The following is a 20489-nucleotide window of genomic DNA, read 5'->3' on the forward strand; positions in this document are numbered from 1 at the left end:
GGTGGGTTCACCCACGGTGTTGTGGGTTCCGCACCCTTCACACGGGTCAGGAACCCACAACACGATGGGTGAACCCACCGCGCGGGAACGCGCGCGGGAACGCGCGCGGTCGGCCAGCGCGGGCGCCGTCTCGGTCGCCCGGACCCACCCACGGATCGGTCACAAGAGCCGGATGTCCGTTCGTGGTGGGGGTTGTCTGCTCGTGTGCCAGCAGAGAACCCCCACGACACGCGGTTCACCCATCGTGTTGGCCCGGACGATCTAGCACGGCTCCGGTTCGTCACCAGAGGCTCGACTTGGCGAACCGGCGGGCGAACGAGTTCGCCAGCACCAGCAGCACCAGCCCGATCACCGACCGGAACAACCCGATCGCGGTGGCATAGCTGAACTGCGGCACAGCCGACGCGAGGCCGATCTTGTACACGTAGGTGTCGATCACCTCGGCCGTGTCCAGGTTCAGGTTGTTCTGCATCAGCAGCACCTTCTCGAACCCGACGGACAGGATCGAGCCGATGTTCAGGATCAGCAGGATCACCGCCACCGGCACGATCGCGGGCAGATCGATGTGCCACATCCGCCGCAACCGGGACGCGCCGTCGACGATCGCCGCCTCGTGCAGCTCCGGCGGCACGCTCGTCAGCGCGGCCAGATAGATGATCGCCGCGAAGCCCATCGTCTGCCACGCACCCGACCAGACGTAGAGGTGCCGGAACAGCCCGGCGTCGCCCATGAAGTCGACCGGTCCGAACCCGAACAGGCCGATCAGCCGGTTCGCCACTCCGCTGCTGGGGTTGGTCAGGACGACGATCAGCCCGACCACGACGACCGTCGAGATGAAGTGTGGTGCGTACGTGATCAGCTGCGCGGACCGGCTGAACCACTTCTTCCGGACCGTGTTCAGGCAGAGCGCGAGGATGATCGGCAGCGGGAACGTCGCCACCAGCTCATACACGTGCAGGAACACCGTGTTCTTGATCAGCCGCCAGAACTGGTACGACTCGACGAACCGGTCGAAGTGTTTCAGCCCCACCCAGGGACTGCCCCAGATCCCGGACACGACGTTGTAGTCCTTGAACGCGATGATGACGCCGTACATCGGCCAGTAGGCGAACAGCGCCAGCCAGAGCAGCGGCAGCGCGAGCATCGCGTACAGCTGCCAGTTGCGGCGGATCCGCAGTCCGAGTCCGGCCGAGTTCTGCGCCACCGGCTGGGTGCGTCGGCGCGCGGACTTGCGCGCATCGGCGCGCGGGGTGGTGCGAGTTTGGGTCGAGGTCGTCATCCGCTCATCCCTTCAACGAGCCGATCATGGCTCCCTTGACGAAGTGCTTCTGCACGAAGGGATAGACCAGCAACGGCGGGATCATCCCGATCACGATCAGCGAGTACTTGAGCTGCTGCTGCAGTTCCTTCAGCTGGGCCAGCTTGCTGGTGTCCGGCATCTGCGACGGGTCGACCTTGCTCTGGATCAGGATCTGCCGCAGCACCACCTGCAACGGGAACAGGTGCTCGTTGGTCAGATAGATCAGCGCGTTGAAGAACGTGTTCCACTGCCCGACCGCGTAGAAGAGCAGGTTCACCGCGATGATCGGTTTGCTCAACGGCAGCACCACCCGCCAGAAGAACCCGAAGTCGCTGCAGCCGTCGACCTTGCCCGCCTCGACCAGCTCCTCCGGGATCGTCACCATGAAGTAGGTCCGGGTGATGATCACGTTCCAGACCGCCAGCGCGGTGGGCAGGATCATCGCCCAGCGCGTGTTCAGCAGCCCGAGCTGGTCGACGACCAGGTACGTCGGAATCAGTCCGCCGCTGAACATCATCGTGAACACGAACGCGGCCATGATCAGGCCCTTGCCCGGCAGCCCCTTCCTCGACAGCGGGTACGCCGCGAGCAGCGTGAGCACCGTGGCGACCACAGCGCCCACGACCGCGTAGTACACCGAGTTGCCGAAGCTGCTGACGATCGCGTCGTAGTCGAAGATCGCCTTGTACGCGTCCAGCGTGAAACCGACCGGCCACAGCCACACCTCGCCGGCCGACACCTTCGACGTGTCACTCACCGACGCACTGACGACGTACACGATCGGGTACAGGATCGCGACGCAGAACAGGCCGAGGGCCGCGTAGATGCACGCCGCCGCGATCTTGTCGCCGCGGGTGTCCTGGATCGGCGCCCCCGTGCCCAGCCGCCGCTCGTCCGGCGACAGGGTCCCGGCGGCGCTCATCCGTTGTAGGTCTCGTAGGCGGCCTGCTGCAGGTCCAGATACGGCTTCACGCCGATCTTCTCGATCCGGTCCTTGTAGTCGTTCCAGGCGCTGTCGTCGTTCGGGTCGAGCTGACCGGTGACGAACTTGGAGAACGACAGGTTGACCTCGGTCTTCAGGTTGGTCTTGAGCTCCGCCTCCTGCGCAGCCTGATCCTGGTCCAGCGTCACCGGCGGGAACTGCATCTCCTGCGGCTGCTTGTACGGGAAGTAGTTGTCCAGCGTCTGCTGGTACAGCGGCTTCTCGAAGGTCAGGTCCTTCGGGTTCACCCGTTCGCCGAGGCGGAAGCTCTCCGAGCGGTACATGGTGTTGTACTGGCTCCAGCTGATGTTCTTCTCGGAGTTCCAGGTCGCCGAGAACCCGTACACCGCCTGCTTGCCGTTGATCCCGAGCTCGCCTTTCTTGGCCCACTCGAACTGCGGACCGCCGTACCCGCGCAGGATCGCCTCGAGCTCCATCTGCGTGTCGGCCCACTGCACCAGCAGCTCCGGCCGCTCACACTTCTTCGTGATCACCAGCTTCGCCACCTCGACACCGACGCCGAGGTAGTTCCAGGCGGCGTACCGGACGCCGTTCGGGCCTTTCAGCGGTGGGACCGCCAGGTACTTGCGCCAGCGGGCGTTCGGGTCCTTCTGGTCGATGTCGAGGAAACCGCCCCAGTAGTACGAGCGGGCGCCGCCGATGATCGGCTTGCCCGGCGCGTTGCCGTACCGCAGCATCTGATCGGCGTCCGCGGTGAACACGTCCTTGTTGATCAGCCCCTCGGCGTACATCCCGTGGATGAACTTCAGGCCTTCGCGCCACTCGTCCTTGCTGTACGCCGCCTCGACCTTGCCGTCGTTCACCACCAGCCACGGGTCACCGGGGTTGTAGAGGAACGCGTTCATGAAGAACGTGTCGAACGGGGCGTCCTTGTACCCGGCGAACGGGATCGTCCGGCCGTTACCGCCGAGGTCCGCCTTCTTGAACGCGCGCAGTAGCTCGACGAACTGGTCGGTGGTCTCCGGGATGTCCAGTCCGACCTGCTCGATCCAATCGGTGTTCAGGAACGTCCGGCCGTTGCTGGCCCGGCAGTGGTAACAGTCGTTGATGTTCGGGAACGAGTAGACCTTCTTGTCCGGCGCCTGCACGAGCTTGCGCGCGTCCGGGTAGTCCTGCATCGCCTGCTGCAGGTTGAGCGCGTGCGAGCCGATGTACTGGTCGATGTCGGCGAACAGACCCTGCTGGCCGTACAGGAACAGCTGCGAGCGGCTGAACCCGATCCCCATGAACGCGTCCGGGATGTCGCCGGCCGCGATCATCGCGTTCACCTTGGTCATCACGTCGTCGGCCGTACCGCCGACCTGGTTCCACTCGATGTGGATGTTGGTCTTCTGCTCGAGCCACTTGGTGAAGGCATTGGTCCGCCAGTCCCCGACGGTCACGTCCTGCGGGACGACGATCTTGAAGGTCACCTTCTCGGTGCTGATCGGCTTCAGCTCACGGGCGACGGGACCGACGTACCCCTCGGGGTACTGCACCGTGGTCAGCTTCGGGCCGAGCGTGACGCTCGGCGCGACGGGACCGGCGTTACCTGCTCCGCCGGTCGCACTGCTCGAGCCACTGCACCCACTGAGCAGCCCCCCGCCGGCTGTCGCCGCGGTCAGTCCGAGTGCCCCGGCAATCAATGATCGACGGCTGAGATTTCCGCGCGCGTCGTCGTTCGGCATGGTTCCTCCTAGGCGGCTGGTCGGAACGAAGTCGAGCAGATCCGAGTTGAGATATCCGATAGGATCTCGGATCTTTGCCGGAGGATCGCACAGAAATTCTGAGCACGGAAGACCCCAGGACCACTGAACGAGATCAACCGATCACCGTTCGTATCTTGCGTGGCAAACGCTTGCCCCTTGCGCGGCGGCGGCCAACTTTCTTGCGGCAAGAAATCCCGCGGCCACGGCAACAGCTCCGGTCCAGATGGGTCGTCGGGCCAGGGTTCCGGAGCCGGCTTCCGGTCTGGATAGGGTTCTGGGCATGACGACGCCCCGGTTCATCCTCGACCTGCGCGAGAAGATCGGTCACGACCTGCTCTGGCTGACCGGGATCACAGGCGTGGTGCTGAACGATGCCGACCAGGTCCTGTTGGTGCGGCGCTCCGACAGCGGGCGGTGGAGTCTGGTCGCCGGAATCCTCGAGCCAGGTGAGCAACCGGCGGTCGGGCTGGTGCGGGAGATCGAGGAGGAGACCGCGGTCAAGGCCGTGGTCGAGCGCCTGGTCAGCGTCGAGTCACTCGCTCCGGCGAGCTACCCGAACGGTGACCAGGTCCAGTTCCTCGATCTCTGCTTCCGCTGCCGCGCGGTGGCCGGCGAGGCGCGGGTGAACGACGACGAGTCGCTCGACGTGCGCTGGTGGCCGCTGGACGCGCCGCCGGAGCTGCCGGAGCGGGAGCTCGCCTGCCTGGCGAACGCCCTCTCCCCCGATCCGGCACCGATCTTCGCGACCTCCTAGTGCGCGACCTTCTAGTGCGCCGCCTCGTGCCAGGTGCGGCCGACGCCGACCGAGACGTCGAGCGGGACGGCCATCTCGACCGCGTGGCCCATGTCGTGCCGGACCAGCTCCTCCAGCGCTTCCCGCTCCCCCGGCGCGATCTCGAAGACGAGCTCGTCGTGCACCTGGAGCAGCATCCGCGACTTCAGGCCGGACTCGCGCAGTGACCGGTCGACCTTCAGCATCGCCATCTTGATGACGTCCGCGGCCGAGCCCTGGATCGGCGCGTTCAGCGCCATCCGCTCGGCCATCTCGCGGCGCTGCCGGTTGTCACTGGTGAGGTCCGGCAGGTACCGCCGGCGGCCGAGGATGGTCTCGGTGTACCCGGTCTTGCCGGCGTCGATCACGATCGACCGCAGGTAGTCCCGGACGCCGCCGAAGCCCTCGAAGTACTCGTCCATCAGGCCCTTGGCCTCGTCGACGCCGATCTTCAACTGCTGGCTCAACCCGTACGCCGACAGGCCGTAGGCGAGGCCGTAGTTCATCGCCTTGATCTTCGCCCGCTGCTCCTGAGTGACCGCCGACGGGTCGACCGAGAAGACCCGGGACGCAGTCACCGAGTGGAAGTCCATCCCGGAGTTGAACGCGTCGATCAGGCCTTGGTCGCCGGACACGTGCGCCATGATCCGCATCTCGATCTGGCTGTAGTCGGCCGACATCAGCGACTCGTTGCCCTCGCCGACCACGAAGGCCTGCCGGATCCGGCGGCCCTCCTCGGTGCGGATCGGGATGTTCTGCAGGTTCGGCTCGGTGGAGCTGAGCCGGCCGGTCGCCGCGATGGTCTGGTTGAACGTGGTGTGGATCCGGCCGTCCCGCGGGCTGATCGTCTTCAGCAGTCCCTCGACGGTCTGCCGCAACCGGGTCGCGTCGCGGTGTGCCAGCAGGTACGCCAGGAACGGGTGCTCGGTCTTCTCGTACAGCGCCTGCAGCGAGTCGGCGTCGGTGGTGTAGCCGGTCTTGGTGCGCTTGGTCTTCGGCATCTGCAGCTCGTCGAACAGCACCACCTGCAGCTGCTTCGGCGAGCCCAGGTTGATCTCCTTGCCGATCACCTCGTACGCCGCCGTCGCGGCCTCCCGGACGCCCGTGGCGAACCGGTTCTCGAGCTCCTCCAAATACGGCCGGTCGACCGCGATCCCGTCGCGCTCCATGCCCGCGATCACCCGGATCAGCGGGAGCTCGACGTCCGCGAGCAGCGCCGTACCGGCCTGCTTCTCGAGCGCCTCGTCGAGGGTGTCGGCGAGGTCGGCGATCGCGCGAGCACGCAGCATCGTGTGATCCGCGGCCGGACCGCCCTCGACGTCGTCGAAGCTGAGTTGACCGTTCTCCGCTTCCTCGGTGCGCAGCTCACGCTTGAGGTACCGCACGGTCAGGTCGGCCAGGTCGTAGGCCCGCTGGTCCGGACGGACCAGGTACGCGCTCAGCTGGGTGTCGGAGCTCAGGCCGCCGAGAGTCCAGCCACGCTCGAGGAAGCCGAGCAGCGGACCCTTCACGTCGTGCAAGGCCTTCGGCTGCTTCTCGTCGGCCAGCCAGGCCTGCCAGGCGGCGTCGTCGTCCGGCGTCATCGTGGTCGGGTCGAACCAGGCCGCTGCGCCCGACGTGGTCGCCAGCGCGAGGCCGGTGATCTCGCCGGTGCCGCCGCCCCAGCTGCCCTGGACCGCGATGCCGACCCGCTCACCGCTGCTCACGTGCTCTTTGAGCCAGGCCGCGACCTCGCCCGGCTTCAGCTGCACGCCGTCCAGCTCGAAGCCGTGGTCCACAGTCGCGTCGACCTCCTCGTGCTCGGCGACCAGCCGCTCGCGCAGCACCCGGAACTCCAGGCTGTCGAACAGCGTGTGCACCTTCTCCCGGTCCCACGGAACCCGGGCCAAGTCGTCGACCGAGACGTCCAGCGTCAGGTCGCGGACCAGCTCGTTGATCTGCCGGTTCCGGATCACGTCGGCCAGGTGCGCCCGTAGCGACTCGCCGGCCTTGCCCTTGATCTCGTTCACCCGGTCGACGACCTCGTTCAGCGAGCCGAACTGGTTCAGCCACTTGGCCGCGGTCTTCGGGCCGACCCCGGGCACGCCCGGCAGGTTGTCGCTCTGCTCCCCCACCAGCGCGGCGAGATCCGGGTACAGCCGGGGGCCGACACCGTACTTCTCCTCGACCGCCGCCGGGTCCATCCGGGCGATCTCGGAGACGCCGCGCTTCGGGTACAGCACGGTGACGTTGTCGCTGACGAGCTGGAACGCGTCCCGGTCGCCGGTGCTGATCAGCACCTCGAAGCCCTGCTCGGAGGCCTGCGTGGCGAGCGTCGCGATGATGTCGTCGGCCTCCCAGCCGTCGATCTCCGTGGTCGGGATCCGGAGCGCCTCGAGCACCTCCTTGACCAGCGAGATCTGGCCGCTGAACTCGTCCGGCGACTTGGACCGGCCGGCCTTGTACTCCGCGTACTGCTCGGAGCGGAAAGTCTTGCGGGAGACGTCGAACGCGACGCAGACATGCGTGGGCTGCTCGTCGCGGAGCATGTTGATCAGCATCGAGGTGAACCCGTACACCGCGTTGGTGTGCTGGCCGGTCGTGGTGGAGAAGTTCTCCACCGGGAGCGCGTAGAACGCCCGGTACGCCAGTGAGTGCCCGTCCAGCAGCAGGATCCGCGGCCGCCCCTCACCCGGGGTCGCGGCACCCGCCGTCTTCTGCTCGGTCATCGTCGTCGTGTTCGTCTCTCCAGCCACACACCGACTCTAGTGGTTCCCGCGGACAGTTTCCGTCCCCCGCCCCAGCGCCCCGCCCGGACAGTTCTGACACACTGCTGCGGTGACCGACGAATTGAACCTCGGCCCGGGGATGGGCCTGGAGGGAACCCTGCTGGAGCGGATGGGGATCGTTGTCCGGGAAGCGACGCCGGAGCGGGTGGTGGCGACGATGCCGGTGCAGGGCAACACCCAGCCGTACGGCCTGCTGCACGGCGGCGCGTCCTGCGTCCTCGCGGAGAGCCTCGGGTCGATCGGGTCCGCGCTGCACGCGGCGACGTACGGGAAGGTCGCGGTCGGTGTCGACATCAACGCGACCCACCACCGCGCGGTCCGGGACAGCGGCGGTACGACGGTCACCGGCGTCGCGACCCCGATCTACCTCGGCCGGACGACGACGTCCTACGAGGTGATCGTCACCGACGACCGGGACAAGCGGGTCTGTACCGCACGTATCACCTGCCAGCTGATCCAGGCCCCGCCCGGCAGCTGAGCCGCGGGGTTCAGCTAGCGCTCGGCGCGGGAGCTGAGCGCGCGGCGAGCAATCGCGGAGCGCCGCGACGACAGCAGGGCAAGCAAGTTCGGGGCGTGCTCGGAATTCAGCCGGCGACGGACGGTGTGCGTGTTCGCGAACCGCAGTACGCCGGCCTGGCCGAGCCCGAGCCGCGCCAGGAAACGGTTCGCCTCGCGGGCGATCGCCGGCGCGACGACGGCCAGGTGAAGGCAACTGTCGTGCTCGGCCCAGGCGACCGCTTCGGCGATCAGTGCCCGGCCGAGTCCGTGCCGGCGGGAGGTGTCGCTGACGTGCAGGTACTCCACGGTGACTGTGGTGTCGTCATGCAGTGGGCTGATCGCCGTCCGGCGCAGGTACGCCATCCCGTGCACCTCGCCGTCGAGCTCGACCACCAGCAGCCGGCCGAACGGGTCGTCCAGGTGCTTGCCGATGGCAACCTGAGCGGCGGCGACGGACGGCGGGGCAGGTAGCCGCGACGGCAGCCCCGCGGCGGTGCTGAGCTCGCGCCACAGGTCCACCAGAGCCTCGGCATCCCCCGGTCGGGCATCCCTCACCTCGACGGCAGCCACCACAGCGACCTCCCGGTCCGGTCCACCCCCGAGGTGAACAGACGGGCGGATACGCTCGTCCTCGCGCAACAGTAGGCCCTCGGGGGTCCCCTGCAAAGCTGAGCGGAGACCAGTGTGTTCATCGGGATCGGGACCGTCGTCAACGTCGCGGCGGTTCTCGTCGGATCGGTACTCGGCGTACTCGTCGGACACCGTCTGAGTCACCGCACTCGCGACCTCGTGACGGACGCGCTCGGGCTGGTGACGCTGCTGATCGCGATCACCTCGGCACTCACCGTAGGTGACGCGGTGCTCAGCGACGCCGTCGGCGACAGTGCGCCGATCCTGATCGTGCTCGGCGCGATGCTGATCGGCGGGATCGCCGGGTCGCTGCTGCGGATCGAGCAACGGCTGGAGGACTTCGGCGGCTGGATGCAGCGCCGATTCGACCGCGGCGAGGCCCGGAAAACCTTCGTGGAAGGGTTCGTGTCGGCCTCGATGGTGTTCTGTGTCGGGCCGCTGACCTTCCTCGGCGCGCTGTCCGACGGCCTCGGTCGCGGCGCCGATCAGCTGTTCCTGAAGGCGGTGCTGGACGGGTTCGCGTCGATCGCGTTCGCCGCGTCCTTCGGCTGGGGCGTCGCGGCGTCCGCGCTCGTCGTACTCGTCCTGCAAGGACTGTTGACGGCGGTCGGCGCGGTCCTCGGCGACGTCCTGCCCGAGGCTCATGTGACGGCGCTCGGGGCCACCGGCGGCGTGATGCTGATCGGGGTCGCGCTGCGGCTGCTGAAGCTGAAGCAGGTCGCGGTCGCGGACCTGCTGCCGGCGCTGATCGTGGCGCCGCTGCTGGTTCAGTTGCTTGTTGTCATCCGCAACTGAACCAGCAGCGCAGTACGTACTACAGCGCTCAGTCCTCGCCCAGGTAGGCCTTGCGGACCGAGTCGTTCACCAGCAGTTCCTGGCCGGTGCCGGACAGCACGATCTTCCCGACCTCGAGCACGTACCCGTAGTCGGCCCGCTTCAGCGCGGCCTGGGCGTTCTGCTCGACCAGCAGGATCGTCGTGCCCTGCTGCTGCAGCTCGGTCACCGTGGACATGATCCGCTTCATCATCAGCGGCGACAGACCCATCGACGGCTCGTCGAGCATCATCAGCTTCGGCCGGCTCATCATCGCGCGACCCATCGCCAGCATCTGCTGCTCACCGCCGGAGAACGTCCCGGCCGGCTGCTTGCGCCGCTCCCCCAGGATCGGGAACAGGTCGTACGCCGCGTGCAGGTCGGCCTTCACGCCGCCCGGATCCCGGCGCGCGAACGCGCCGAGCATCAGGTTCTCCTCCACCGACAGCCGGGGAAAGATCCGCCGGCCCTCGGGTGAGTGCGCCAGACCGCGGGTGACGATGTCGTGCGCGGCCAGGTGGTCGATCCGCTCGCCCTGGAACCAGATCTCGCCGCCGGTCGGCCGGAGCAGCCCGGAGACCGTCTTCAGCGTGGTGGTCTTACCGGCGCCGTTGGTGCCGATCAGCGTCACCACCTGGCCCTGCTCGACGCTGAAGCTGATCTTCTTCACCGCCTGGATCTTGCCGTAGGCAACTTCCAGGTCCTTGACCTCCAGCATGGCGGTCATGCGGGCTCACCTCCCGGTTCCTCGTCGGTGTCCTCTTCGCCGGTGCCGATGTAGGCCTCGATCACCCGCGGGTCGGACTGCACCTCCTCGGGCGTCCCCTCGATCAGGGTCTGCCCCTGGACCAGACACAGCACCCGGTCGCAGAGGTTGAAGATGAACCGCATGTCGTGCTCGATCACGACCACCGACAGCCCCGAGTCCCGGATCTTGAAGATCAGGTCACTGGCCTGCCGGGTCTCCTGCGGGTTCATCCCGGCGGTCGGTTCGTCGAGCAGGATGAGCCGCGGATCGGTCGCCAGCGCGCGGGCGATCTCCAGCCGGCGCTGGTCGCCGTACGGCATGTTCCGGGCCAGGTGCTCGGTCGAGCGGCCGAGGCCGACGAAGTCGAGCAGTTCCTGCGCCCGAACCCGGGTCGCCTCTTCCTCGCGACGGAACTTCGGCCCGCGCAGCACCGACGTGATCGCGCCCGCACTGGTCCGGCAGTACCGCCCGACCATCACGTTCTCCAGCGCGGTCATGTTCGCGAACAGCCGGATGTTCTGGAACGTCCGGGCCATCCCGGCGCGGACCACGGCCCGCGGCTTGGGCGGCAACGGCCGCCCGGAGAACCGGACCTGCCCGCTGGTCGGCTTGTACAGACCGGTGAGGCAGTTGAAGAACGTGGTCTTGCCGGCACCGTTCGGGCCGATCAGACCGACGATCTCGCCCTCGCGCACCGTCAGGTTGACGTCGTTCACCGCCAGCAGACCACCGAACCGCATGGTCACGCCGGAGGCTTCCAGAACCGGGGCGCCGGTGCCGTTGCCGGCCGCGCCCACGGTGTCGGTCACCGTCATTTCGCCTCCTGGACGGCCAGTCGTTCTTCCTCGACCTCTTCGGCCAGGGCTTCGTCCTCCTCGTGGAACTCCAGCTGCCGCCGCTTGCTCGCGACCAGCCCCTCGGGCCGGAAGCGCATCATCAGCACCAGCAGGAGACCGAACAGCAGCAGCCGGTACTCCGAGAAGAACCGCAGCTTCTCCGGCAGCAGCTTCAGGATCGTCGCACCGAGCAGCACACCGGCGATGGTGCCCATCCCGCCGAGCACGACCGCGGCGAGCAGGAACGCCGACTCCAGGAAGATGTACTGATCCGGACTGACCGCACCGTCCTGATGGGCCTTGATCGTGCCCGCCAGACCGGCCAGGAAGGCGCCGACCGCGAACGCGAGCAGCTTCAGCCCGAAGACGTTCACACCCATCGCCTCGGCGGCCTTCTCGTCCTCCCGGATCGCCACCCAGCCGCGCCCGATCCGGCTGTTGTTCAGCCGGGAGAACACCAAGATGACGCCGCCGATCAGGAGCAGCAGCAGGAAGTAGTAGTTCGAGAACCGGCCGAGCGGGACCCCCGCGACAACGTGCTCGTCGCCGAAGTTGAACCCGAGGATCTCCAGGTCCGGGATGCCGGGGATGCCGTTCGGGCCGTTGGTCAGGTTCGGGCCGTTGTTGCCGTCCAGGTTGAACATCGAGAACCGGAAGATCTCACCGAAGCCCAGCGTCACGATCGCCAGGTAGTCACCCGAGACCCGCAGCGTCGGTGATCCGATGATCAGACCCAGGATCGCGGCCACACACGCACCGATCAGGACGACCACCAGGAACGGCGGGGTCCAGCCGATGGTGGCGAAGCCGGACGCCGACAGCATCGCGGCGACGTACGCACCGGCGCCGAGGAACGCGATGTACCCGAGGTCCAGCAGGCCGGCCAGGCCGACCACGATGTTCAGGCCCATCGCGGTCGCGCTGAAGACCAGCACCGAGCCCGCGATCGACATGTTCGCGTCCGACCCGTTCTGGGTGAACGGGAACAAGAACGCCGCGACGAACGCCCCCAGCGTCAGCACCTTGCGATGCCGCTGACCGGCGTACGACATGAACGTCAGCGCGCCGGTCCGGAACAGACCGACCACGGCGACGGCAACGAACAGCAGGCAGAGGATGAACAACCATGCGTCGTCCAGCCCGAGCGCGTACGCCGCGATGAACAAGAACGCGGCCAGCATCACGCAGATCGACAGGATCTCGGCCCATCCGGGCAGCCGCGCCTCGGTCAGGTCCCGCAACTGCCGCTGCGGCAGCAGGTACGCCGAGACCGCGATCAGCAGCGCACCGACCAGCGAGACGTACCCGCCGGGGTTGACGTTGATCAGGCCGTCGGACTCCACCGAGATCGCGACCAGAACCAGCACCATGTAGAGCGTCAGCCCGACACCGAGGGCACGCAGGCCGTGCGTCGCGTCCAGCCACGGGCCCAGCTTCTTGGCCAGCGGTCCGCGCTCGATCAGCAGCAGTGCCAGCGCAAGCAGCGCGGTGATGATCGCGAGGATCTGCAGGCCGCCCGGGTAGAAGTTGATCGACAGGTCGTTCAGGATCGAGCCGTCGTAGCTCCAGGACAGGAACGACCCGACGATCACCAGCGCCACACCGGCCAGGCCGAGCGGCCAGGCGATCGGTTTGCCCGGCTTCCCGGCCGGCTCCTCCACGACGTCGTCGACAGGAGTCTTCACGTCGGTCATGCGCGGTCCACCACCCTCGCGCCCAGCAGGCCCTGCGGCCTGAACACCAGAACCAGGATCAGGATCACGAACGCCCACGCGTCCTTCCAGGTGCTACCGCCGAACTGGCCCGGGATGTACTGCGTGGCCATCGCCTCGACGACACCGAGCACCAGGCCGCCGACGACGGCGCCGTAGATGTTGCCGATACCGCCGAGCACCGCCGCGGTGAACGCCTTCAGACCGGCGAGGAAGCCCATCCGGAACTCGATGTTGGTGTTCTGCAGACCCTGCGAGACACCCGCGATCGCGGCCAGCACAGCGCCGAGAGCGAACGCGACCACGATGATCCGGTCGACGTTGATCCCCATCAGCCGGGCGGTGTCCGGGTCCTGCGACACCGCCTGCATACCGCGGCCCATCCGGGTGCGGTTGACGAAGTACCAGAGCCCGGCGGCGCAGACGACGAGGGCGCCCACGGTGAAGATCGCGGACCGCTGGATGGTCACGCCACCGATCTGCAGGGCCGAACCGCTGACCACGTCGATCTGCGGGAACGGGATGCGCAGCTTCGCGCTCGGCCACTCGACCTTGGTGATCAGGGTCTGGTAGAGGATCCAGCTGACCTCGGCGAGCACCGAGCCACCGACCGCGGCGGCGACGATCGCCGGCACCGGGATCTGCGTGCGGGCCTTCCGCCGGGTGGCCAGAGCCGCCAACCAGCCGACGCCGGTCCCGACCAGTGCGCCGAGCACGATCACCGCGGCGATCGTCAGCGGGCTGAGCTCGGAGTCGATCACCCGGACCACGATCCAGACCGCGACCCCGCCGACGGCGGCGCCGAGCAGCGGGGCGCGGTCGTACCACTTCGAGATCGGGTGGTTCAGGTCCGCTTTCGCGACCCGGCCGCCGACCGCGTAGCCGACGCCGATCGCCAGACCGGTGAACACCACCACCGTCCACTCGGGCTGCTCGTAGAACAGCCGGACGAACTCCTGCAGGAACACCGAGATACCGATCGCCGTGATCAGCGGCGCCAGTCGTGGCGCGTTCCGCAGGGGACGGTACGCGACACGTTCCATCGCCACCGCGGTGCCGACGGAGGCGATCATGGCTCCGACGATCATGACCGGCAGGATCCACACGCTGGTCTCACCGTCGAAGAACAACAGGTATGTCGTCAGTGCGCCGAACGCACCGATCATGAACACCTCGCCGTGGGCGAAGTTGATGAGCTGCACGATGCCGTACACGACCGTGTACCCAACCGCGATCAACGCGTACAGCGAGCCCAGGGTCAGCCCGTTGACGAGTTGCTGAAAGAACTGGTCCACGTCGACCTCCCATCTGCCTCGTTATGACACGCCAGGGGGCGGGAGGATCGCTCCCACCCCCGAGACATGAGGTCGACTCTGCCTACTTCTCCTCGAAGTCCTTGGTCTCGACGGTGGCCCACTTGCCGCCGTCGACCTTGTAGACCGTGAGGACCTTGGAGGTGGTGTCGCCGTACTGGTCGAAGGCGACCTTGCCGGTCACGCCGTCGAAGGAGACGTTGCTCATGGCATCGACCGTCGCCTGCCGCGCGGACTCGACGTCCTTGGCGTCCTTCAGCGAGGTCTTGAGCGCGTTGATGATCGCGTTCGCGGCGTCGTACGAGTAGCCACCGTAGGCGGCGTACGGCTCCTTGTAGTTCTGCGCGTTGTAGTCCTCGACGAACTTCTTCGCCGACTCCAGGCTGTCGACCGGCGCACCGACCGACGTCGCCAGGTCACCGGTGCTGGTGTTACCGGCCAGCGTGATGTACTTCGGGTCGAAGATGCCGTCGCCGCCCATCAGCGGGACGTTCAGGCCGGCGGCCTTCATCTGCTGCGACAGCGGGCCCGCGTTCGGGTACTCACCGCCGTAGTAGACCGCCTGCGGAGCGGACGGCTTCACCGCGGAGATCACGGCCTGGTAGTTGGAGTCGTCCGGGTTGATGGTCTGCGCCGAGACGATCTGACCGCCGAGCTTCTTGAACTCCTCGGTGAAGGTGCCGACCAGACCCTGGCCGTACGCCTTCTTGTCGTGGATCGTGGCGACCTTGGTGATCTTCGCGGTCTCGTACAGGTACCGGGCCGCGAACGGGCCCTGAACCGCGTCGGTCGTGCAGGTGCGGAAGTACGTCGGGTACGGCCGCTTCGGCTCGGTCTGCCACTTCGCGCCCTGGGTCAGACCCGGGCCGGTGTTGGCCGGCGAGACCTGGACGATGTTCTTCGGCGCGAGAACCGGCTGGACCTGCTGGCTGGTGCTGGTGTTCAGCGTGCCGACCACGCCGATCACGTCGGCGTCACTGGCCAGCGAGGTGGCCGCGTTCTTGGCCGGCTCGGTCTTGCCCTCGTCGTCCTTGGCGTCGACCTCGAGCTTCCAGCCCGGGATCGCGTTGGAGTCGTTGGCCTGCTTCACGGCGAGTTCGACGGAGTGCTGGATACCCAGACCCAGAGCCGACAAGTCTCCGGACAGCGGCGCGATCACGCCGATCTTCGCGGTCTTGGTCGTTTCTCCGGAGCCCCCGCCAGAGTCGCCGCCACTGCGTGAGCCGCAGGCAGTCAGGGCCAACGACGCAACGATCAGCGACGCGCCGACCCGTACTACGGAACGCTGGTGCACTGTTCCTCCCATGTCTGGATAGTCCCAGCGAAACCGGGACTCTCGCGCGTTTGCCGCGAGCACCGGCAGGTTAGACCCCACGATGGCCCGGAGCGAACAGCGCATCGGCTGTGTTGTGAGGTCGTTACCCCGGTAAGGATCGTCTCTTGACCTGATTACTGTCCGGACCGGTATCTCAGTGACCCTGTGTCAGTGGCCGGTTTTACTCGGTGAGATTCGCCGTTTTCGGAGTACAGCGTTCGCCACGTTTCGTTACCAACGACCGGTCGCCGTCAGCGCATTGTCACGACACGCCGAAACGACCTGCAGACCGCCGAAGTTCTTTGCTCAGCAGCCGGCCGGTGACGCGGAGTGCCTGTTCGGTCAGGAATCTCCGGCCTCGTTGACGACCAGCTCCGCGACCTGACGCATCGACACCCGCTTGTCCATCGCGGTCTTCTGGATCCACCGGAACGAGTCCGGCTCAGTCAGCCCGAACTTGGTCTGCAGGATCGACTTCGCGCGATCCACCAGCTTGCGCGTCTCCAGCCGCTCGGCGAGGTCCGCGACCTCCCGCTCCAGCTCGGCGAGCTCGACGTACCGGGACGCGGCGATCTCGATCGCGGGCAGCAAGTCGGCCTTGGAAAACGGCTTCACCAGGTACGCCATCGCGCCGGCATCGCGGGCCCGCTCGACCAGCTCCCGCTGCGAGAACGCGGTCAGCATCAGCACCGGCGCGATCCGCTCCCCGGCGATCTTCTCGGCCGCACTGAGCCCGTCGAGCTTCGGCATCTTCACGTCGAGGATCACCAGATCCGGTTTGTGCTCGACCGCCAGCCGAATCGCCTCCTCGCCGTCCCCCGCCTGCCCGACGACGTCGTACCCCTCTTCCGCGAGCATCTCGGCCAGATCCATCCGGATCAACGCCTCGTCCTCAGCGATCACCACACGCTTAGCAGTCACACCCGACACCTTATCGAGGTCCGTCAGTTCTTAGCTCCCACAATCCCGTCCAACACCGCCCCCTCCTTCCGACTCACCGCGATCGTGTCGCATCGAGACTGGCGCCAAGGAATACCGAGCAGGTCGAGCGCATCCCGTCGCCGAGATACCACCCCAGCAACAGCGCGTACGCCGCCTCGTCCAGCTCAGCCCCATCACACCGCGGACAGCGCGATGTGGGCACGGCTTCCGCCGCGGGGCAGGCCCTGCCGCTGACACAACCGCCGCCATCGCCGGATCGTCTTGATCGCCACACCGTGGATCTCAGCGTTCGTCTTGTCGCTGACCCCGTTGTCCGACATCCGCAGCGCGGAGTCGACCGTCTCCTGCGACCTGATCTGCCCCATGCCTCATCGTCGAACGAACCACCGACAGTTTCAGATCGGCCGGGTCTATGGGCTAGGATCAGCGAGCACAGATTGAGTGCGCTGCCCTGGTATTCCAATTGGCAGAGAATGCGGATTCAAAACCCGTACAGTGTGGGTTCGAGTCCCACCCAGGGCACTGAAACTGTCGGCGGCGCCCGCCAGGCTTCGGTCATGTATGACGAGCCGACGCGGGCGATCGCACTGGCGGCGATCTCGGCCGGCGAGAGCTTGAACCCCATCGGCAAGCGCCTGGGAATCAGCCGGTCGACGCTTCGGGACTGGCGGGACCGGCCCGTCCATCCGGAGTCAGGGAGAGGATGTTTCCGCTGCGGCGGCGGCTCGCTCGAAACGTCGTACGCGCCGTACATCCGAGCCGCCCGGCGCATCGGGTACAGGTACGCGTACCCGCGGTACCTGTTCTCCAATGAGTCCGTCGACATCCAGCACCTGTGCCAGCGAGCACTCGATCTGCTCGGCATTCCCTGGCGGATGCCGCGCCCGAACATGCGCTCGGTCGCCCGGCGGGACGGTGTCGCCGCGATGGACGGTTTCGTGGGGCCCAAGTCCTGACACGACAGGGGTGGACGATCTGTTGATCGTCCACCCCTGTCGTGTCGGTGCTTACGGGTTGGGGTTGCGGTAGGCGGGGGCGATGCCTTGGATCGCGTCGCCCATGCGGTGGACCCGGAGGGCGTTGGTGGAGCCGGGGATGCTGGGCGGGGAGCCCGCGACGATGACGACCAGGTCGCCCTTGGCGACCTTGCCGAGTTCGAGCAGGCGCTGGTCGACCTGGCGGACCATTTCGTCGGTGTGGTCGACGGTGGGGACGATGTGGGTCTCGATGCCCCACACCACGCTCAGCCACGAGCTGACCGACGGGACCGGGGTGAAGGCGAGCACCGGGATCTCGGTGCGGTACCGGGCCAGTCGGAGCGCGGTGTCGCCGGACTGGGTGAAGGCCACCAGGAACTTCGCGTCCAGCCGCTCGGCCACGTCGGCGGCTGCGCGGGCGATCACGCCGCCCTTGGTGCGCGGCTCCCACTCGATCTCCTGGACCCGGCTGAGGCCGTGCTCCTCGGTCGACTCCACGATCCGGGACATTGTCTTGACGGTCTCGATCGGGAACCGGCCGACGCTGGTCTCGCCGGACAGCATGACCGCGTCCGCACCGTCGAGGACGGCGTTCGCGACGTCGGAGGCCTCGGCGCGGGTCGGCCGCGGCGCGGAGATCATCGACTCGAGCATCTGGGTGGCGACGATCACCGGCTTCGCGTTCAGCCGGGCCTGGTCGATGATCAGCTTCTGGACCAGCGGGACCTCCTCGAGCGGGAGCTCCACGCCGAGGTCACCGCGAGCCACCATGAACCCGTCGAACGCCTCGATGATCTCGTCCAGGTTGGCGACCGCCTGCGGCTTCTCGATCTTCGCGACGACCGGGATCCGCAGCCCCTCCTCGTCCATGATCTTGTGCACGAGCTGGATGTCGGCCGCGTCCCGCACGAACGACAGCGCGATCATGTCGGCCGGCAGGTGCAGCGCCCAGCGCAGGTCCTCGGCGTCCTTCTCGGACAGCGCGGGCACGCTGACCGCCACGCCGGGGAGGTTGATGCCCTTGTGGTTGGAGACCGGGCCGCCGACGGTGACCCGGCAGATCACGTCCGTCTCGGTGACCTCCTCGGCGACCAGGCCGATCCGGCCGTCGTCGATCAGCAGCTGGTCGCCCGGCTTCACGTCACCCGGCAGGCCGTCGTACGTCGTACCGCAGATGGTCTGGTCGCCCGGCACCTCCCGGGTGGTGATCGTGAAGCGCTCGCCGTAGGTCAGCGTTGCCTTGCCCTCGGCAAACTCGGCCAGCCGGATCTTCGGGCCCTGCAGGTCGACCAGGATGCCGACATTGCTCCCGGTCTCCGCCGCAGCGGTACGGATCCGCTGATAGATCCGCTCATGCTCGGCATGGGCGCCGTGGCTCAAATTGAGCCGGGCGACGTCCATGCCTGCTTGGACGAGTTCCGTGATGCGCTCCGGGGCGGCCGTAGCCGGGCCGAGCGTACAAACGATCTTTGCGCGACGCACGTCACACAACCCTACTCCTGCAAACCACTCGGTCTGCTGGTCCGCCCCCATCGTGGACCGTTACGAGGTCCCGAGGTCCCTGGCGAATCGCCTGAATCGTCAACCTCACAACGGGGTGTACGGCGCGACGGTGATCGCCCCGGTGAGCTCGGCGGTGACGCTCTGGAGGCCGATCGGCTGCCCGGACTTGTCGTAGGTGATCAGCGTGACCTGCCCCGGCCGGCGCAGCGTGTACCCCAGCGCGAAGGCGTACGCCGCTCCCCCGGTCGTCCCGTTCGTGTACGTCGTCACGGGCCGGCCGTCGACCACCCGGCTCTCGGGGCCGAGCTGCCGATGCAGGTGTCCGGACAGCACCAGCCGCGCGCAACCCCGGGCGGCGGTGTCGGCGCCGGACGCCGGGTCGTGCACCACCATCGTCGAGATCCGCTTGTCGTCGGACTGGTCGCAGGCGACGTCCGCGAGCCGCGACGACTGGTCCGCGATGGTCTCGTCACCGGGACTGTCGGCGCTCCCGAGGCCGGTCCGGGTCGGGTCGCTGTCGCCGAGGAACCGGATGCCCTCCACATCCACCGGCTTGCTGTCCAGCACGGTGAACCCGTTCTTGCGCATCGCGTTCTCGATGTGGCCGCCGGCGTCGTGGTTGCCGGCCACCGCGACCACCTTGAAGTCCCGGAAGTGCTGCCGCAGTGAGTGGATGCTGAAGACCTCCCAGCCCTGCCCCGAGGACGTGTCGTCGCCGGCGTCGATCAGGATCTTGGCGCCGCCCGCCTTCGCCACCTCGGCGGCGAAGGCGTCGATCCCGATGTTGTCGTGCCGGTCGTTGACCTGGAGCGCGACCTTCTGCCCCTCCTCGGGCTGGTGGATCCGGCCGGCAACCCCGGCCACTGACTCCTTGAGCCGGCCGTAGAACTGCGTCGAGCGCTGGTAGGTCTCGACCGCGGTCTTGATCACGCCGACGCCGCCGGTGGTGGAGAACCCGGCGGCGACCTCGACGCCCTGCAGTTGCTCGTCGAGCGGGATTTCGGGCAGCAGGTCGGCCAGCGGTTTCCATTCGGTCGGCGGGACGTCGTCCGCACGCATCCGGGCCGGTCCGAAGATCGAGGCGATCGTGATCAGCATCGCGACCAGGACGACCAGGGCCCGATGCTCCAGCCGGCGCTCGTGCCGGTGCACCAGATGCCACAGCTCCCGGCGGCGACGGACCCCGATCATCGTCCAGAGCGTCGCGACCACGACGACGATCAGCAGCCCGGAGCCGGCGCCGGCCACCGCGTTGTCGACGGCCATCTCCTCGACGACCTGCTGGATCCGCCCAATCTCACCGTCGGGCTGGGCGGCGATCAGTGCGTCGCGGTTGATCAGGTCGGTGAGGTTCGACGCGTCGGTCTCCTGGATGTCGACGTTCACGCCGAGACCGAACGGGTCGTCGGTCGGGATCCGCAGCCGCGGCAGTACCGCGCCGAGGTCGAGTGTCGCGTGCCCGTCGAACGTCGGCGACACCGTGGCCGCGTGGGCACCGATCGTGACCCGCTCGGAGTCGTTCGAGAACGCGAACAGTCCGATCGTCACCGAGGTGACCAGCCAAAGCGCGACAAGTGCGGCCCACGGCGCCATCGCGCGGAGCCGGGCCTTCGTCACCAGCCTGGTTGCCACCCTTCCAACCTATCGAGACGCACCACCTCGAGCACCGGC

General features: G+C 67.4%; 18 protein-coding genes, 1 tRNA gene and 1 pseudogene. 5 read left to right on the forward strand and 15 right to left on the reverse strand.

Features of this window, described 5'->3' with window-relative positions; translation table 11 throughout:
* Window positions 1–280: 280 nt before the first annotated feature.
* The 3 genes from AB0B82_RS30990 to AB0B82_RS31000 are packed head-to-tail and all read right to left on the reverse strand — an operon-like array spanning window position 281 to window position 3970.
* Window positions 281–1279: an ABC transporter permease subunit gene (locus AB0B82_RS30990; RefSeq protein WP_360176530.1), complete on the reverse strand. Its 999-nt coding sequence runs from the start codon at window positions 1277–1279 to the stop codon at window positions 281–283.
* A gap of 4 nt (window positions 1280–1283) precedes the next feature.
* On the reverse strand, window positions 1284–2222 hold the full coding sequence (locus tag AB0B82_RS30995) for a carbohydrate ABC transporter permease (protein WP_360176533.1): 939 nt from the start codon (window positions 2220–2222) through the stop codon (window positions 1284–1286).
* Window positions 2219–3970: an extracellular solute-binding protein gene (locus AB0B82_RS31000; RefSeq protein ID WP_360176536.1), complete on the reverse strand. Its 1752-nt coding sequence runs from the start codon at window positions 3968–3970 to the stop codon at window positions 2219–2221. The genes AB0B82_RS30995 and AB0B82_RS31000 overlap by 4 nt, the downstream gene beginning before the upstream one ends.
* Before the next feature lie 301 nt (window positions 3971–4271).
* Here AB0B82_RS31000 and AB0B82_RS31005 point away from each other — a divergent pair, with 301 nt between their 5' ends.
* Window positions 4272–4745 carry an NUDIX domain-containing protein gene (locus AB0B82_RS31005; protein ID WP_360176539.1) on the forward strand — a complete coding sequence of 158 codons (474 nt, stop codon included), beginning with the start codon at window positions 4272–4274 and terminating at the stop codon, window positions 4743–4745.
* Between the two features lie 11 nt (window positions 4746–4756).
* Here the strand turns inward: AB0B82_RS31005 and polA are convergent, their stop codons facing one another.
* Entirely contained in the window at window positions 4757–7471 is a 2715-nt protein-coding gene (gene polA / locus AB0B82_RS31010; protein WP_360176584.1) for a DNA polymerase I, read from the reverse strand.
* A 109-nt stretch (window positions 7472–7580) separates the two neighbouring features.
* Between polA and AB0B82_RS31015 the strand changes: the two genes are divergently transcribed.
* Window positions 7581–8009 carry a hotdog fold thioesterase gene (locus AB0B82_RS31015; RefSeq protein ID WP_360176542.1) on the forward strand — a complete coding sequence of 143 codons (429 nt, stop codon included), beginning with the start codon at window positions 7581–7583 and terminating at the stop codon, window positions 8007–8009.
* A 14-nt stretch (window positions 8010–8023) separates the two neighbouring features.
* Here the strand turns inward: AB0B82_RS31015 and AB0B82_RS31020 are convergent, their stop codons facing one another.
* A complete protein-coding gene (locus tag AB0B82_RS31020; protein WP_360176545.1) occupies window positions 8024–8599 on the reverse strand; it encodes a GNAT family N-acetyltransferase in 576 nt (191 codons plus the stop codon).
* A 114-nt stretch (window positions 8600–8713) separates the two neighbouring features.
* Here AB0B82_RS31020 and AB0B82_RS31025 point away from each other — a divergent pair, with 114 nt between their 5' ends.
* Complete coding sequence (locus AB0B82_RS31025; protein ID WP_360176548.1) at window positions 8714–9454, forward strand: DUF554 domain-containing protein; 741 nt, start codon at window positions 8714–8716, stop codon at window positions 9452–9454.
* A 28-nt stretch (window positions 9455–9482) separates the two neighbouring features.
* Here the strand turns inward: AB0B82_RS31025 and AB0B82_RS31030 are convergent, their stop codons facing one another.
* The 8 genes and pseudogenes from AB0B82_RS31030 to AB0B82_RS31065 form a co-directional block, all read right to left on the reverse strand.
* Complete coding sequence (locus tag AB0B82_RS31030; RefSeq protein ID WP_360176551.1) at window positions 9483–10199, reverse strand: ABC transporter ATP-binding protein; 717 nt, start codon at window positions 10197–10199, stop codon at window positions 9483–9485.
* Window positions 10196–11035, reverse strand: a complete 840-nt coding sequence (locus AB0B82_RS31035) for an ABC transporter ATP-binding protein (RefSeq protein ID WP_360176554.1) — start codon at window positions 11033–11035, stop codon at window positions 10196–10198. The genes AB0B82_RS31030 and AB0B82_RS31035 overlap by 4 nt, the downstream gene beginning before the upstream one ends.
* Window positions 11032–12750, reverse strand: a complete 1719-nt coding sequence (locus AB0B82_RS31040; RefSeq protein ID WP_360176557.1) for a branched-chain amino acid ABC transporter permease — start codon at window positions 12748–12750, stop codon at window positions 11032–11034. Before AB0B82_RS31040 ends, AB0B82_RS31035 begins: the two co-directional genes overlap by 4 nt.
* Window positions 12747–13685, reverse strand: a complete 939-nt coding sequence (locus AB0B82_RS31045) for a branched-chain amino acid ABC transporter permease (RefSeq protein ID WP_360176587.1) — start codon at window positions 13683–13685, stop codon at window positions 12747–12749. Before AB0B82_RS31045 ends, AB0B82_RS31040 begins: the two co-directional genes overlap by 4 nt.
* An 18-nt stretch (window positions 13686–13703) precedes the next feature.
* A pseudogene (locus tag AB0B82_RS31050) lies at window positions 13704–14063 on the reverse strand (branched-chain amino acid ABC transporter permease); the annotation flags it as partial.
* Between the two features lie 82 nt (window positions 14064–14145).
* Window positions 14146–15387: a branched-chain amino acid ABC transporter substrate-binding protein gene (locus AB0B82_RS31055; RefSeq protein ID WP_360176560.1), complete on the reverse strand. Its 1242-nt coding sequence runs from the start codon at window positions 15385–15387 to the stop codon at window positions 14146–14148.
* 351 nt (window positions 15388–15738) lie between these two features.
* Window positions 15739–16326, reverse strand: coding sequence for a response regulator (locus AB0B82_RS31060; protein ID WP_360176563.1), 588 nt, complete (start codon window positions 16324–16326; stop codon window positions 15739–15741).
* Window positions 16327–16511: 185 nt separating this feature from the next.
* Entirely contained in the window at window positions 16512–16703 is a 192-nt protein-coding gene (locus AB0B82_RS31065) for a hypothetical protein (protein WP_360176566.1), read from the reverse strand.
* 83 nt (window positions 16704–16786) lie between these two features.
* Here AB0B82_RS31065 and AB0B82_RS31070 point away from each other — a divergent pair.
* Together AB0B82_RS31070 and AB0B82_RS31075 are read left to right on the forward strand one after the other, a co-directional pair.
* Window positions 16787–16860: transfer RNA gene (locus AB0B82_RS31070), tRNA-Leu, on the forward strand.
* Window positions 16861–16895: 35 nt separating this feature from the next.
* Window positions 16896–17294, forward strand: a complete 399-nt coding sequence (locus tag AB0B82_RS31075; RefSeq protein WP_360176569.1) for a helix-turn-helix domain-containing protein — start codon at window positions 16896–16898, stop codon at window positions 17292–17294.
* Window positions 17295–17345: 51 nt separating this feature from the next.
* On the opposite strand, the gene pyk is transcribed toward AB0B82_RS31075, so the two are convergent.
* Together pyk and AB0B82_RS31085 are read right to left on the reverse strand one after the other, a co-directional pair.
* Window positions 17346–18797, reverse strand: a complete 1452-nt coding sequence (gene pyk, locus AB0B82_RS31080; protein ID WP_360176572.1) for a pyruvate kinase — start codon at window positions 18795–18797, stop codon at window positions 17346–17348.
* Between the two features lie 105 nt (window positions 18798–18902).
* On the reverse strand, window positions 18903–20450 hold the full coding sequence (locus tag AB0B82_RS31085) for a metallophosphoesterase (protein WP_360176575.1): 1548 nt from the start codon (window positions 20448–20450) through the stop codon (window positions 18903–18905).
* Between the last annotated feature and the right edge of the window lie 39 nt (window positions 20451–20489).

Origin of the sequence: Kribbella sp. NPDC048915, from assembly GCF_040649595.1 — a bacterium.
Lineage (GTDB): Bacteria > Actinomycetota > Actinomycetes > Propionibacteriales > Kribbellaceae > Kribbella.

Bases quoted from the DNA above. Each gene is read 5' to 3' on its own strand.
- AB0B82_RS31005 (WP_360176539.1), top strand. From the start codon at position 4,272: ATGACGACGCCCCGGTTCATCCTCGACCTGCGCGAGAAGATCGGTCAC.
- AB0B82_RS31075 (WP_360176569.1), top strand. From the start codon at position 16,896: ATGTATGACGAGCCGACGCGGGCGATCGCACTGGCGGCGATCTCGGCC.
- AB0B82_RS30995 (WP_360176533.1), bottom strand. From the start codon at position 2,222: ATGAGCGCCGCCGGGACCCTGTCGCCGGACGAGCGGCGGCTGGGCACG.
- AB0B82_RS31065 (WP_360176566.1), bottom strand. From the start codon at position 16,703: ATGGGGCAGATCAGGTCGCAGGAGACGGTCGACTCCGCGCTGCGGATG.
- AB0B82_RS31035 (WP_360176554.1), bottom strand. From the start codon at position 11,035: ATGACGGTGACCGACACCGTGGGCGCGGCCGGCAACGGCACCGGCGCC.
- AB0B82_RS31055 (WP_360176560.1), bottom strand. From the start codon at position 15,387: ATGGGAGGAACAGTGCACCAGCGTTCCGTAGTACGGGTCGGCGCGTCG.
- AB0B82_RS30990 (WP_360176530.1), bottom strand. From the start codon at position 1,279: ATGACGACCTCGACCCAAACTCGCACCACCCCGCGCGCCGATGCGCGC.
- AB0B82_RS31040 (WP_360176557.1), bottom strand. From the start codon at position 12,750: ATGACCGACGTGAAGACTCCTGTCGACGACGTCGTGGAGGAGCCGGCC.
- AB0B82_RS31000 (WP_360176536.1), bottom strand. From the start codon at position 3,970: ATGCCGAACGACGACGCGCGCGGAAATCTCAGCCGTCGATCATTGATT.
- AB0B82_RS31030 (WP_360176551.1), bottom strand. From the start codon at position 10,199: ATGACCGCCATGCTGGAGGTCAAGGACCTGGAAGTTGCCTACGGCAAG.
- polA (WP_360176584.1), bottom strand. From the start codon at position 7,471: ATGACCGAGCAGAAGACGGCGGGTGCCGCGACCCCGGGTGAGGGGCGG.